The 13,238-nt window shown below is 74.4% G+C and carries 9 protein-coding genes; 3 read left to right on the plus strand and 6 right to left on the minus strand.

All coding sequences use genetic code 11. The annotated features are described in order from the left end of the window. Positions 1 to 322: 322 nt before the first annotated feature. Both ABD665_RS20115 and ABD665_RS20120 read right to left on the minus strand, forming a co-directional pair. Entirely contained in the window at positions 323 to 1,801 is a 1,479-nt protein-coding gene (locus ABD665_RS20115) for a LamG-like jellyroll fold domain-containing protein (protein WP_204913114.1), read from the minus strand. A gap of 1 nt (position 1,802) precedes the next feature. Then, entirely contained in the window at positions 1,803 to 2,402 is a 600-nt protein-coding gene (locus ABD665_RS20120; protein WP_204913113.1) for a hypothetical protein, read from the minus strand. Between the two features lie 139 nt (positions 2,403 to 2,541). Here ABD665_RS20120 and ABD665_RS20125 point away from each other — a divergent pair, with 139 nt between their 5' ends. After that, positions 2,542 to 3,753 (plus strand): PQQ-dependent sugar dehydrogenase, encoded by a 1,212-nt coding sequence (locus ABD665_RS20125; protein ID WP_204913112.1) that lies wholly within the window; start codon positions 2,542 to 2,544, stop codon positions 3,751 to 3,753. 168 nt (positions 3,754 to 3,921) lie between these two features. On the opposite strand, the gene ABD665_RS20130 is transcribed toward ABD665_RS20125, so the two are convergent. Continuing rightward, positions 3,922 to 5,127 (minus strand): JmjC domain-containing protein, encoded by a 1,206-nt coding sequence (locus tag ABD665_RS20130; RefSeq protein WP_204913111.1) that lies wholly within the window; start codon positions 5,125 to 5,127, stop codon positions 3,922 to 3,924. A 172-nt stretch (positions 5,128 to 5,299) separates the two neighbouring features. Next, a complete protein-coding gene (locus ABD665_RS20135) occupies positions 5,300 to 5,530 on the minus strand; it encodes a hypothetical protein (RefSeq protein ID WP_344742917.1) in 231 nt (76 codons plus the stop codon). 221 nt (positions 5,531 to 5,751) lie between these two features. Here ABD665_RS20135 and ABD665_RS20140 point away from each other — a divergent pair, with 221 nt between their 5' ends. Both ABD665_RS20140 and ABD665_RS20145 read left to right on the plus strand, forming a co-directional pair. After that, positions 5,752 to 9,096, plus strand: coding sequence for a DEAD/DEAH box helicase (locus ABD665_RS20140; protein WP_344742918.1), 3,345 nt, complete (start codon positions 5,752 to 5,754; stop codon positions 9,094 to 9,096). Positions 9,097 to 9,782: 686 nt separating this feature from the next. Next, complete coding sequence (locus ABD665_RS20145) at positions 9,783 to 10,106, plus strand: hypothetical protein (protein ID WP_204913110.1); 324 nt, start codon at positions 9,783 to 9,785, stop codon at positions 10,104 to 10,106. Between the two features lie 46 nt (positions 10,107 to 10,152). Here ABD665_RS20145 and ABD665_RS20150 read toward each other — a convergent pair whose 3' ends face one another. Then, positions 10,153 to 10,962: a response regulator gene (locus tag ABD665_RS20150; protein ID WP_204913109.1), complete on the minus strand. Its 810-nt coding sequence runs from the start codon at positions 10,960 to 10,962 to the stop codon at positions 10,153 to 10,155. A gap of 91 nt (positions 10,963 to 11,053) precedes the next feature. Continuing rightward, a complete protein-coding gene (locus ABD665_RS20155; RefSeq protein WP_204913108.1) occupies positions 11,054 to 13,192 on the minus strand; it encodes an ATP-binding protein in 2,139 nt (712 codons plus the stop codon). Positions 13,193 to 13,238 lie beyond the last annotated feature (46 nt).

Genomic DNA, 13,238 nt, shown 5'->3' on the forward strand with positions numbered 1-13,238 from the left:
GACTGCGCGACGACGAGGCCGGAGGCGGCGAGGGCGACGGGGACGGCGACCAGCGAGACGATGGTGGCGACCTTGCGCGACGGGCGGGCGGTGCGGGCGGCGGCGGTGACGGTCATCGGGGGGCTCCTTGTGCGTGGCTCTGGTTGGTCCTTCGAGCCAGCCCCCGCTTGCTCCCCGGCCTCTCTGGGCTGGTGAGAAGAACATTGCCGCCGCCTCCTCCAGACCCCCTCAAGCCGCTGACACCGTTGTCTCAAGACTGCCGCAAGATTGAACCCTCAATCTTTAACGCCTCAAGAAATGCTCTGGAAGGCTCTGAGGAGGGTCAGCGGCCGGCCGCCGCGTACAGCGTCTGCACCTGGGTGGCGGTCAGCGCGGAGGTGAAGTAGGCCGCGTCGTCCAGCGTCCCGGAGAAGAAGAAGCTGGTCGGGGTGGCGTCCCAGTTGCTGAGGTTGTCGTAGGCGACCCGCATGTACGACGAGGACCCCGGCTCGGCCGTGGTCGTGGTGGTGTCGGACCCGACGAGCGCGCCGTCCACGTAGAGCCGGAGGCCGGCACTGGAGAGCGTCGCCACCGCCAGGTGCCAGGCGCCGTCGTTGTACGCCCTGGTCGACGAGACCGTCTTCACGGCGTTGGCGTAGACGCCGAAGTAGACCCGACCGGTGTTGGCCATGTAGACGTGCCGGTCGTAGGTGCCGGAGGAGCCGGTCTGGTTGCTGCCGAACCCGATCAGCTTGCCGCCGGTCGCCGTGGTGGTCCGGAACCAGACCGTCAGGCTGAGCACCGTCGGCATGCCGTTCGGCAGGCCGGGCGAGCCGAGGGAGCCCCGCGACCCGTCGAAGGTCATCGCGCCCCCGGTGTCGTTGACGCACGGCCGGTCCGTCGTGGCCGTGCGGCCGAGCGCGCTGTAGACGCCGGTGCGCGCGTTGCCGGAGCTGTCGGCGGCAGCGGTCGCCGTGGAGGACGTCTCGTCCATGCGGTAGTAGAAGTAGGGGCCGAGGCCCGCCACCGTGCTCGCGCAGGTGGCCGCGGGGCTGGTGGCCAGCGAGGCCGTGGTCGTGGTCCTGCTGCTGAAGCCCGCCCCGGCGGGGTCGGCGACGAGGGCGGCGAGCACCAGGGCGGCGACGACCGCGGCACCGGCCCGGCGCCGGGCGGCACGGCCCGCGAGGACCTCCGGCCTCGACTGCGCGGCCCCGGCCGCCCCGTCGGGTCCCGGCCGCTCGGGTTCGGGCCCGTCGGGGTCCTCAGGGTCGTCCTCGTCGAAGGTGCGGTCGCGCCCGCTCGCGGCCACCGCGAGGAGCAGGGCGAGGCCGGCCACGACGAGCGCCAGGGGCAGCCACTGGCCCTGGCGCACCCAGACGATCGGCAGGGCGACCCACGGCACGCGCAGGGTCCCGATCCCGATCACCGTGCCGAGCGGGACGGGCGAGGAGTCGTCCCCGCCGTTGGCGTCGCCCCGGGTGACGAGGAGCCCGGCGTCGTCGACCCGGACGAAGCGGTGCAGGCGCAGGTGTCCCGGGTGGTCCGGGTCGGGGAACAGCAGCACGCTGCCCAGCGGCGGCACGTGCGCGCCGACCGGCCGCGACACGGCGACGTCACCGACGTGCAGCCGCGGCAGCATCGACCCGCTGCTGACGGTGGTGGGGTGCCACCCGGCGGCGGCCGGCAGGGCTCCCCACGCGGCGAGCCCGAGCAGCCCGACCAGGAGCGCCCGGGCCAGGGTCACGGCGGCGAGACGCCCCCAGGTCCACCGGCGGGGCTCGGGCCCGGCGGCGTGGGCGTCGGCCGTCACGTCCGCGGTCATCTCAGCTGTTCTGCGCCTCCCAGGTGAGACCGAAGGTCGCGGTCCCGCCCTGGGCGGTGTCGGGGGTGCTGGAGCTGACGGTGTACGCGAACTGGAAGGTCCGGGTCTCCGAGCCGTTGCCGGTCGGTGCCCAGCTGCCGAGCCCCGTGCCGTACGTCGTGGCCGCGCCCGTGAACCCGGCCAGCGTCCCGGAGTAGACCGACGACCCGGAGGACAGCGCCGTGAACCCCGAGCAGGTGCTGTAGGTGCCGCCGGTGCCCTGCGTGACCGTCCAGGTCACGTAGGTCGCGAGGCCCTTGGTGGTGGCGGCGTCGGTCGCGTAGAGCTTGACCGCGGACGCGAGCGAGCCGGTCGAGGTGACGGCGATGCAGCGGGAGCCGGAGGACCCGGGCCGCAGGCCGGTCGCGGAGAACAGGGCGGACCCGGCGTCGTCGTCGCCCAGCACGACGGTCCCGGCCGCGAGGCTGTTGCTCGCGTTGCTGACCTTGGCACTGAACGCGGAGTAGGAGGCCTGGCCGACGACCGCGAGGGCGAGGGACGCCGCCAGCGGCCAGACCAGCCAACGGCTGCGGCGGACGGCTCGACGCGACGGGGGCTTCACGCTCGGACTCCAAGAGCTCTGCTGCGGACAGGACGCCGCCCCCGCGGCTCGCCCCGAGGATAACCGAGCGGCCGTGGGGCGGGTGGTGCCCGACGGGCCGTCCTGTGCGGCTGCGGCGGGCGCGCGGCACACTCGGGTGATGCGTCCGCCCGCCGACCTCGACCGTCGACACCTCCTGCTCGGGGTCGCCGGCGTCGCCGCCGGCGGGCTGGTCGGGTGCGGGAGCGGGTCGTCGGGCTCCGGCGTCTCCCCGGCGCCGAGCAGCGTCGCGGTCCCGCCCCCGACCGGCACGCCGAGCGCCGACGGGAGTCCCACGCCGAGCCCCGCACCCCGCGCGACCCCCAGCCCCACGCCGACCGAGCGGGCCGCTCCGAGCGGGCCCCCGGACCCCGACGTCGCCGGGACGGTCGCCGACGACCTCGACGTCCCCTGGGGGCTCGCGTTCTTCGCCAACGGCGACGCGCTGGTCTCCGAGCGGGACCGGGCGCGGCTGCTGCGCGTGACGCCGAAGGGGAAGGTGACGCGGCTCGGCGAGGTCCGTGGGGTCGCCCCCGCGACGGGCATCGGCGAGGGCGGCCTGCTCGGCGTCGCGCTGGCGCCCGGGGACGAGGACACCGTCTTCGCCTACCTGACGTCGGCGTCGGACAACCGCGTCGTGCGGCTCAGCGTCCGCGGCGGGAAGGTCGGCCGGCCGAAGCCGCTGCTGACCGGGATCCCGACGAGCGTGCACCACCACGGGGGACGGCTGCTGTTCGCGCCCGACGGCACCCTCTTCGTCAGCGTGGGCGACGCGGAGGACTCCGCGCTCGCCCAGCAGAAGGGGTCGCTGGCCGGCAAGATCCTGCGGATCCGCACCGACGGGCGGGCGGCGTCGGGCAACCCGTACGGCAACCGCACCTGGAGCTACGGCCACCGCAACGTCGAGGGGCTGGCGTTCGACGCCGACGGGCGGCTGTGGGCGACGGAGTTCGGCGACAAGCGGGCCGACGAGCTGAACCGGATCGTCAAGGGCCGCAACTACGGCTGGCCGCGCGTCGAAGGGCGCAGCAGCGGCGACGACTACGCGGGACCGCGGGCCACCTGGTCACCGACCAGCAGCTGCTCGCCGGCCGGCCTGGCCATCACCCGCTCGACCGCGTTCGTCGGGGCGCTGCAGGGCCGGTGCCTGTTCTCCGTCGCGCTCGACGGGACGGACGCGGGCAAGCCGAAGGCGCACTTCGCCGACGACCACGGCCGGATCCGCAACGTCGCCGTCGCCCCCGACGGGTCCCTGTGGATGACCACGAGCAACACCGACGGCCGCCGTACGCCGGGCAAGGACGACGACAAGATCCTCCGCGTCACGCTCTGACACCGTCCTCGCTCCGCTCGGGGCCCCACTGCCGTGACCAGTGGTCACTTCGGAGCGCTCGGTGCGGCGCTGGGTGCGCCGAAGTGACCAGTGGTCAGGGAAGGGGGGACGCGGGGACGCGGGGTAACGCGGGGACGCGGGCAGGGGCAGGCCGGGTCGGGGGTCGGGTCAGGCGACGACGACGGCGCCGAGGACGAGGCGTCGGGCGAGGGCGTCGCCCAGGTCCGTGACCGCCGCCTGGCCGTCGTCGAGCAGCGCCTTCACGGGCGCGACGTCGGCCTCGTCCAGGACGAGCTCGCCGGCCCGGCTGCGCAGGACGCTGCGGCCGTCGGCATGGTCGAGGGTGGCGGCGAGGTGCTCACGGAGGCGCAGGACGGTCGTCGGCTCGAGCGTCGACGCGGTGCCCAGCTGGTGCAGCGGGCCGACGGGCGCCGGTCGGCGCGAGTCGCGGTCCGCCCGCCGCAGGGCGGCCACGAGGGTGTCGGCGTCGGCGGTCCGGACGGCGTCGAGCAGGGCGGTGCGGACCCGTTCCACGTCGGGGCCGAGGGTCTCCGGCCGGGTCGGGTCGAGCCCGAGGGCCAGCGAGCCCCGCAGGTCGGCGTCGCCGACGAGCGAGCGCAGCGCCTGCGCGGTGAGCTGCTCGGCGAGGGTGTAGCGCGTCCAGGTGTGGACGCCGAGGGTCAGGTGGGTGCTCACGCCGCCGAGCGCCGTGGCCGCGTGCAGGAAGCCGCGCGGGAGGTAGAGGCAGTCGCCCGGCTCGAGCACGGCCTCGATCAGCGGCGGCTCGGCGGCGGCCCGCTGCACGGCCGCGCGGCGGTCCGTCCAGGGCTGGTCGCGCAGCGGCGACTCCCAGACCGGGGCGTGGATGCGCCAGCGCTTGGTGCCTGCCACCTGCAGGACGAAGACGTCGTGGACGTCGTAGTGGTCGTCGAAGCCCTGGTTCTGGGGCGGGGTGACGTACGCGTTCGCCTGGACCGGGTGACCCAGCTCGTCGGCGAGCGCGCCGACGAAGTCGATGATCGGCGGCCAGACGCGGTGCAGCGCCTGGAGGACGATCGTGGCCCCGTCGCCGAAGAGGGCGACGAGCTTGCTGTCGCTCAGCTGGTCGGCGATCCCGGCGCCCACGCCGCCCGGCGCGGTGAACGCCCGGTCCCCGAGGGTCTGGCCGCTCTTCGCCACCCGCAGGAACGGCGTCCGCAGGCCGCGCTCGGACACCAGCTCGTCGACCGCGGGCTCGTCCAGCAGGTCCGTGAACGGCTGCGGCAGGTCGGCCGCGCGGCTCAGCAAGGCCTGCCGGCCCCAGTGCTGCTCGGTGAACGTGGCCGGGTCGGTCGCGACCAGGCGGTCGAGGGCCGGGGTGGGACGGTCGGGCACGGGGTCCTCGCGGGGTCTCGTGGGCGGTGCTGGCGAGATGCTGCAGTGCTGCTGTGGGTGGTGGTGCTCGGGTGCTGCGGGCGTACGGGCCGCCTCGTCCGGGGACGAGCCACCTCGGGAAAGCGATACGGGCGGCACCCGGCCGCGAGGCCGGGCACCGCCCGCTCAGGTGCTAGGAAGCGCCGCCGTCGGCGCCGCCGTCCGAGACGCCGGGCGTGCCGTCGGCACCACCGTCGGCGGGACCCTCGGCCCCGCCGTCGGCGCCGCCGTCCTGGACGCCGGGCGTGCCCTCGGCACCACCGTCAGCGGGACCCTCGGCCCCGCCGTCGGCGCCGCCGTCCTGCACGCCCGGGGTGCCCTCGGCGCCGCCGTCGGCCGGCCCTTCGAGACTGCTGTCGCTCATGAGTCCTCCGTCGTTCTCGTGCGGTCCTGCAGCGCGCCGCAGGCCGCGGTGACGCGCCTCGCGGCGCCCTGCGCCCATGGAACCATCCCGCTCCGACGACGGTCGGGGAGGGGTCGCAGCAGCGCTCGTCGCGGGCATCGGGTGCAGGCAGACGTCGTCGGTCGCGGGGGCGGGTCGCGAGCACGACGGAACTGTCGGAGCCCGCGGTTAGCATCGCGGGCATGCGGGGGGACGAGGCGTTCGAGGCGGCGGAGGCCGCGCTCTCGGGCCTGCTGGCGAGCCCCGCCGAGCCCGGCGGCCGTGGCGCCACGACGAGCGCTGCGCCTCCGGCGACGACCCCGGTGGCCGCCGCGCTGAGCGATGCCTCGATCAACGCGCTCGTCGGACCGGAGGCCTTCGCCCGGGCGATGGTGGCCGTGCGGTCGGGGCACGTGAGCCACGTCGAGGTCGACGACGCGGCGCGCACGGTCTCGGGGCGGGTCCGTGGCACCCACCGCGACGACTACGAGGTCACCGTCTTCCTCGCCTCGTCGCCCTCGGGGTCGACGACGGTGCACCGCAGCCGGTGCACCTGCCCGGTCTCGATGGACTGCAAGCACGCGGCCGCCGTCCTCGTCGTCGCGCGCCACGAGCAGGGTCCCGGGCCGCGCGTCGAGCGGCCGGAGTGGGAGCGCGTGCTCGGTCCCTTGGTCGCCGCGCCGCCGCCGACCGCGGCCGTGGAGGTCGCCCCGCTGGGCCTGGAGCTCGGGGTGGAGCGCATCCCCGCCCATCGCGGCTACGCCGGCCGGCTCGACCTGCGCGCCCGGCCCGTGCGCCGCGGCCGGGGCGGCGGCTGGGTGCGGTCCGGCATCTCGTGGGAGGACCTCGACTTCGTCGCCCGCTCGTACGTCGCCCCGCACCGCGAGCTGCTGCTGCAGTTCCGGGCCGCGGCCGGTGCCGGGGCCCGCAACGCGCTCCCGCGCACGCCGTGGCTCTCGCTGCAGACGGTCAGCAGCGCCTTCTGGTCCCTGCTCGACCAGGTCGGCGACGCCGGTCTCGAGGTCGTCGTCGAGGACCCGCTGCGCGGTCTGGAGGTCCTCCCCGTCGCCGAGGTGTCGCTGGACGTCCGCCGGGTCGAGCAGGTCGGCCTGCTCGTCGGCCCGCGCGTCCGGGTGGGGGAGTCCGGCGTCGAGCTGACGTCGGTGGGGGTCCTGGGCGAGCCCGCGCACGGCGTGTTCACCCTGGGCGCCGACCAGCGGCTCACCGTGGCCCGGCTCGACCGGCTGCTGCCCCGCGAGCTGCGCTCGCTGGTGGTCGGGGCCCGACCGCTCCTGGTGCCTCGGTCCGACGAGGACCGCTTCCTCGACACGTACGTGCCCGCGCTGCGCCGGCACGCCACCGTGGGCTCCCGCGACGGCAGCGTCGCGCTGCCCGTCGACGTGCCACCGCGGCTGCGGCTGACCGTGACGCCGCGCGACGAGCACCGGCTGCGCCTCGACTGGTCGTTCCGCTACGTCGCCGAGGGGACGGACACGGCGTACGACCTCGACGACCCGACCGCGGGACGGCTGCGCGACACCACCGCCGAGCGCGCCCTGCTCGTCGACCTGCCCGTGCCGTACGCGAAGGCGCCGGTGCTGCGGGAGCCGGGCTCGGATCCCGCCACGCCGGCCGCCCATGCCCTGCTCGACGGGCTGGACGCCGCGCTGTTCGCGGAGCGGACGCTCCCCGCGCTCGAGGCCGCCGGGGTCGAGCTGGACCTGGCCGGCGACCTGCCCGGCTACCGCGAGTCCGTCGCCGAGCCCGCGATCGCGGTGAGCGCGACCGAGCGCGCCGACACGGCCGACTGGTTCGACCTGCACGTGGAGGTGTCGGTCGAGGGCGAGCGGGTGCCGTTCGACCAGCTCTTCGTCGCCCTCAGCCAGGGCGAGGAGCATCTGGTGCTGGAGAGCGGGGTCTGGTTCAGCCTGCGCCGACCGGGGCTCGACCGGTTGCGCGACCTCATCGAGGAGTCCCGGACGCTCGACGACCGCGACCCCGGTGAGCTGACCATCAACCGCTTCCAGGTCTCGCTCTGGGAGGACCTCGTCGACCTGGGCGTCGTCGCCTCGCAGGCGGCCCGGTGGTCGCGGGCCGTGCGCGGCCTGGTGCGGAGCGAGCCCGCGGCGGCCCCGGACCTGCCACCGACGCTGCAGGCCGAGCTGCGGCCGTACCAGCGGGAGGGCTACGCCTGGCTGCACACCCTCTGGTCGAACGGGCTCGGCGGGATCCTGGCCGACGACATGGGCCTGGGCAAGACGGTCCAGACGCTGGCCCTGGTCGCCCAGGCCCGGCTGGAGCAGCCGGACGCGCCGCCGTTCCTCGTGGTGGCGCCCACCAGCGTGGTCCCCGGCTGGGTGCGCGAGGCCGCACGGTTCGTGCCGTCGCTGCGCGTCGTGACGCTCGACCCGCGCTCCCGCCGGCGGACCGACCTCGCGGGGCTCGCCGACGGGGCCGACCTCGTCGTGACGTCGTACGCCCTGCTGCGCCTGGAGGCCGACGCGATCGCGGCCCGGGCCTGGTCGGGGCTGGTGCTGGACGAGGCGCAGTTCGTGAAGAACCACCGGGCGAAGACCTACCAGGCGGCCCGCCGGGTGGACGCCCCGTTCGCGCTGGCCATCACGGGCACCCCGCTCGAGAACAGCCTGATGGACCTCTGGTCGCTGCTGTCGGTGACGGCGCCCGGGCTCTTCCCCTCGCCGCAGCGCTTCTCCCAGTTCTACCGGCGCGCGATCGAGCGCGACCACGACGCCGACCGCCTGCGGCAGCTGCAGCGGCGGGTGCGCCCCTTCGTCCTGCGCCGGACCAAGGAGGCCGTGGCCGCGGACCTGCCGCCCAAGCAGGAGCAGATCCTCGAGGTCGAGCTCACGCCGCGGCACATGCGCGTCTACCAGACCCACCTGCAGCGCGAGCGGCAGAAGGTGCTCGGGCTGCTCGACGACCTCGACCGCAACCGCTTCACGGTGCTGCGTTCGCTCACGCTGCTGCGCCGCCTCTGCCTCGATCCCGCGCTCGTCGACGAGGCGCACGCCGACATCCCGGCGGCCAAGGTCGAGGCCCTGCTCGACGACCTGACCGAGCTGGTCGCCGAGGGGCACCGGGCGCTGGTGTTCAGCCAGTTCACGAGCTTTCTCGGGCGGATCCGGGAGCGGCTGGAGCAGGCCGGGATCGCGCACGCCTACCTGGACGGGTCGACGACGCGCCGCGACGAGGTCGTGGAGCGGTTCCGTCAGGGCGACGCCCCGGTGTTCCTGATCAGCCTCAAGGCGGGCGGGTTCGGGCTCAACCTCACCGAGGCCGACTACTGCTTCGTGCTGGACCCCTGGTGGAACCCGGCGACCGAGGCGCAGGCCGTCGACCGGGCGCACCGGATCGGTCAGACGCGCAAGGTGATGGTCTACCGGATGGTCGCCAAGGACACGATCGAGGAGAAGGTGATGGCGCTCAAGGCGCGCAAGGCCGAGCTCTTCGGGTCGGTCTTCGACGCCGAGGGGCTGGGCGGCGCCGAGCTGGGCGCGGACGACATCCGGGACCTCCTGGCCGCCTGACCCCGTCGGGCGAGGGCCCTTTGGAACGGGTGGCGGATTATCACCCGGGTGCTGGGGCGGCGTGAAGAAATCACCTGAGGAAAGCCTCTCCTTGAGGCAATGCTGAGGAACGCTTAGCCGGAGCCGTCCGAAGCGCTGAGACAGCAGCGGAAGGATGGTCGTCATCCGGTCGTGAGAACGACCGGAGGGGACAGGACTTCACCAGCCCCCGCCGACACCGGTCGCCACGGCGCCCGGACCACGCGGGCCCGGCGGGGCCCAGGTCGTCACCTCGGGGGAGGGACCGGCCGTGTCCGGGACCCCGGGTGTCGTCGTCAGACGCGCCCGTGGTCCAGGGGAGCAGTCACGACCACGGACGGACCACGTCCGGGGTCGCTCGGGGAACGACCGGCACGGGGGTGGACGGTGACGTACGACGCCGTCCGCGGTCGATCGCGCTCGAAGAAGGAAGCGTCGCGAGGGGTTGCGACGTGAAGGGGGATGCAGGGGCGTTCGGGGGAACGCAGGGGCCGCGGCCGACCGGTTCGACGAGGGGGAGAACCGGTGGCGGCGGACGAGTCCGGTGGGGGGACGCCGGGCTCGCGTCGCAGACGTCCTGCGCTGCATCGGACGGAGCCGGCCGTGGGCCGGTCCCGGGAGGTCGAGCACCGACGGGACCGGCCCGCGCCGGCGTACCAGGAGGACCGATGGCCGAGCACGACGCCATGATGGCGCGGTTCGTCCACGACTACCTCGAGCTTCTGGACCACCGGCTCTCCTCGATCCGGAACCACCTCGAGCAGCGGAACTTCATGACCGCGCACGTCGCCCTGCTCAGCCTCGAGTCCACCAGCGTGATGGTGGGCGCGGACGGGCTGGCGCTGGTCGCGGGCCGGTTGCGCGAGGCCGTCGAGCGCGGGGAGCGGGACACGGTGCCCACGCTGCTCGCCGACGTCACGATGGAGGCCGAGCGCACGCGGGAGTCGCTCGCCGCGACCGCCGCCGCCGCCGAGCCCGTCCAGCCGGACTGAACCGCCGCCCGCCGGCCAGGCCGACGGGAGCGTGCACCCACGGGCGTCAGCGGCGCGAGTCCGCCAGGCGGTAGCCGACGCCGCGCACGGTCTCGATGTAGCGCGGCGAGGCGACCGGGTCGTTGAGCTTGCGCCGCAGGTTGGCCATGTGGACCTCCACCGCCCGCCGGTCGGAGTCGCTGACGTAGCCGCTGCTGGCGTAGTCGCCCCGGAGCTCCAGCGCCAGCGTGTCCTTGGAGATGACCCGGCGGTTGCCGGACATGATCGCCAGCAGCAGGTCGAACTCGCTGCGCGTGAGCTCCAGCGGCGCCCCGTCGAGGTCGACGAGCCACATGTCCGAGTTGATCCGCAGGCCGTTGTGGCTCAGCCAGCCCCCGGTCTCGTCCTTCTCGGGCTCGGGCGGGGGTGCGGCGGTCGTCGGTGCCGCCGGGCTCGGTGCCGGCGCCGGGGTGGCCGCCGCGGCCGCCGCCTGCACGGGGGTCACGTAGCGCCGCAGCATGGCCTCGATCCGGGCGCGCAGCTCCCGCGGCCGGAAGGGCTTGGTCAGGTAGTCGTCGGCCCCGGCGTCGAGGCCCATCAAGGTGTCGATCTCCTCGTCGCGGGCCGACAGCATGATGATGTACGTCGAGCTGAAGGCGCGGATCTGGCGCGCGACCTCGAAGCCGTCGATGCCCGGCAGGCTGATGTCCAGCGTCGTCAGGATCGGGTCGTGGGTCCGGACCGCGGCGATGCCCTCCTGGCCCGACTCGCAGGTGTAGCAGGTGAAGCCGGCCTGGTCGAGGATGGCCGCCAGGAGGTTCCGGATGTCGGCGTCGTCCTCGATCACGACGGCGATGCGTTCCGGCTCTGCTGCCATGGTGGTCACCGTACCGACACCGTTGCCGTTCCGGGTGCACGGCGGGCGCTCGCGGGCACCACAAGATCACCGAGAATCATGGTCGACGTCCTCAGGCTCCGGCCGGTGCGGGCACCGGGACGGTGGTCGGGGTAGGTGCGGGCAGCGGTTCGTCCGCCGCACGCGGCAGCGTGAAGTGCAGGGTGGCGCCTCTCTCGGGGTTGTTGCTGGCCCAGATGCGGCCCCCGGAACGTTCGACCAGGCTCCGGCTGATGGCGAGCCCCAGGCCGAAGCCGCCCTTCTCGCGGGCGTCGCTGGAGTCCACCTGCTCGAAGCGGTTGAAGATCCGCTCGAGCCGGTCGCCGGGGATGCCCCGGCCCTCGTCGGTCACGGTGAACTCGACGACGTCGTCCACGGGCAGGGCCGAGATCTCGACGAGGCCGCCCGGGTAGGAGAACTTGAGCGCGTTCCCGATGAGGTTGATCAGGGTCTGCAGCGCCCGGTCCGGGTCGGCGTGCACCGCACCCTCCACGCGGCCCACCCGCATGTCGACCCCGGCCTCGACGGCGAGCACCTGCATCTGCTCGACGGCCCCGTCCACGACGGCGCGGGCGTCCTGCCACCCGGGCTGGAGCACGAGGACCCCGGACTCGATGCGCTCGATGTCGAGGATGTCGTCGACGAGACGGTTCAGGCGGTGCGCGCTGATCGAGGCGATCTCCAGCATCCGGGCCGCGGGCGCCGGCAGCGGGCCGAGCGCGCCGCCGGAGATCAGCCCGAGGGAGCCCTGGATGGCCGTCAGCGGCGTGCGCAGCTCGTGGCTGACCATGGAGACGAACTCGGACTTCAGCCGCTCGACCTCGCGCCGCTGGGTGACGTCGCGGAAGATCACGACCGCGCCCACCACCGTGTCCTCCTCGGTCAGCGGGGTCGTGGTGACCTCGACCGGGAGCAGGCGGCCGTCGGAGCGGACGTAGCTGTCGTCCTCGGCCGTGCTGACCAGGCCCTCGCGGACGGCCTCGGTGATGTAGCAGTGGTCCTTGGGGAGCTGCCGCCCGTCCGGGCCGCGCGCGTGGAAGGTGGCGTGGGCGTCGCACCCGGTGAGATCGGCGGCCGCGTAGCCGAGCGCCTGGGCGGCCGCCGGGTTGACGAACGTGACGAGGCCGTCGGGGTCGACGCCGTAGATGCCCTCGCCGACCGACTCGACCATCAGGTCCGTCCGGGCGGTGATCCGGTGCAGCGAGCGGGTGCGCTCGGCCACGCGCTCCTCGAGCCGGCGGCGCAGCCGGTCGTTGTCGAGCCCGAGCAGGCTCTGCCGGGCGAGGACCGCGAGCACCACGAGCATCAGCAGCGCGACGGCCGGGGGGCTGACGCCGTCCCGGCTGAACGTGGCGAGGGTGATGCCGAGCGCCACCAGGAACAGCGTGAACATGACCGCGGTGCCCAGCACGGGCGATTTCTCGGTCAGTCCGGCGTCCGGCTCGGTCGCGCCCACCGAGGGCGCCCAGATCGCGAGCACCAGCAGCAGGTAGCCCGTCAGCCAGCCGGCGTCGACCACGGAGCCGTAGGTGAACTGCCGTCCGGAGGCGGCGACGAAGGCGAAGCCGAAGTCGGAGGCCGCGAAGCAGTAGAAGCTGCCCGCGAGCAGGCCCAGCATGAGGTGGTCGCGGCGCGAGCGGACGTAGAGCAGCGTGGCGAGGGTCGCGAGGACGACGTCGGTGACCGGCACGACCAGCAGCGGCCAGCCGCCCGGGTTGTCGACGAGCAGGTCCGGAAAGAGGGTCACGTCGGCGACCAGCAGGATCGACCCGCCGATGACGATCCCGTCGAGGACCATCCGGCCCAGGTCGGTCGTGCGCCGCGGGCTGCTCGGGAACTGCACCATGCCCGCCACGCCGACCGCGAGGGCCAGGGTCAGGACCACGTCACCGGGCATCACCTGCCCGGGCGCGCTGGCGCGGGGCAGCACGAGCTGCAGCAGGTTGGAGGTGGTGGCGAGCAGGCACGCGCCCGCGAACAGCAGGTAGGAGCGGCGGCGTCGACCGGTGCTGGAGAGGATCCGGCGACGGAAGCCGAACGCGGCGACCACGCCGCTGCCGGCCAGGGTGGTGAGGGTGACGGTCTGCCGGACGCGGTGCGGCAGGTCGCTGACGAGGACCACGACCAGCACGGCCAGCACGACGGCGACGAGCAGGGCCATGAGCCGGAGCCGACGAACCGCCCTGCGCCGGGGGTCCAGCAGCCCCTCCATGCCGTAAAAATAGCATCCGGCGCCGTTCCCGGAGGCTCCTGCGACG

The organism is Microlunatus spumicola, assembly GCF_039536445.1.
Lineage (GTDB): Bacteria > Actinomycetota > Actinomycetes > Propionibacteriales > Propionibacteriaceae > Microlunatus > Microlunatus spumicola.

What these genes read in the sequence shown, in the direction of transcription:
- ABD665_RS20115 (WP_204913114.1), bottom strand. Translation starts at nt 1,801, where the DNA reads ATGACCGCGGACGTGACGGCCGACGCCCACGCCGCCGGGCCCGAGCCC.
- ABD665_RS20125 (WP_204913112.1), top strand. Translation starts at nt 2,542, where the DNA reads ATGCGTCCGCCCGCCGACCTCGACCGTCGACACCTCCTGCTCGGGGTC.
- ABD665_RS20135 (WP_344742917.1), bottom strand. Translation starts at nt 5,530, where the DNA reads ATGAGCGACAGCAGTCTCGAAGGGCCGGCCGACGGCGGCGCCGAGGGC.
- ABD665_RS20140 (WP_344742918.1), top strand. Translation starts at nt 5,752, where the DNA reads ATGCGGGGGGACGAGGCGTTCGAGGCGGCGGAGGCCGCGCTCTCGGGC.
- ABD665_RS20145 (WP_204913110.1), top strand. Translation starts at nt 9,783, where the DNA reads ATGGCCGAGCACGACGCCATGATGGCGCGGTTCGTCCACGACTACCTC.
- ABD665_RS20150 (WP_204913109.1), bottom strand. Translation starts at nt 10,962, where the DNA reads ATGGCAGCAGAGCCGGAACGCATCGCCGTCGTGATCGAGGACGACGCC.
- ABD665_RS20155 (WP_204913108.1), bottom strand. Translation starts at nt 13,192, where the DNA reads ATGGAGGGGCTGCTGGACCCCCGGCGCAGGGCGGTTCGTCGGCTCCGG.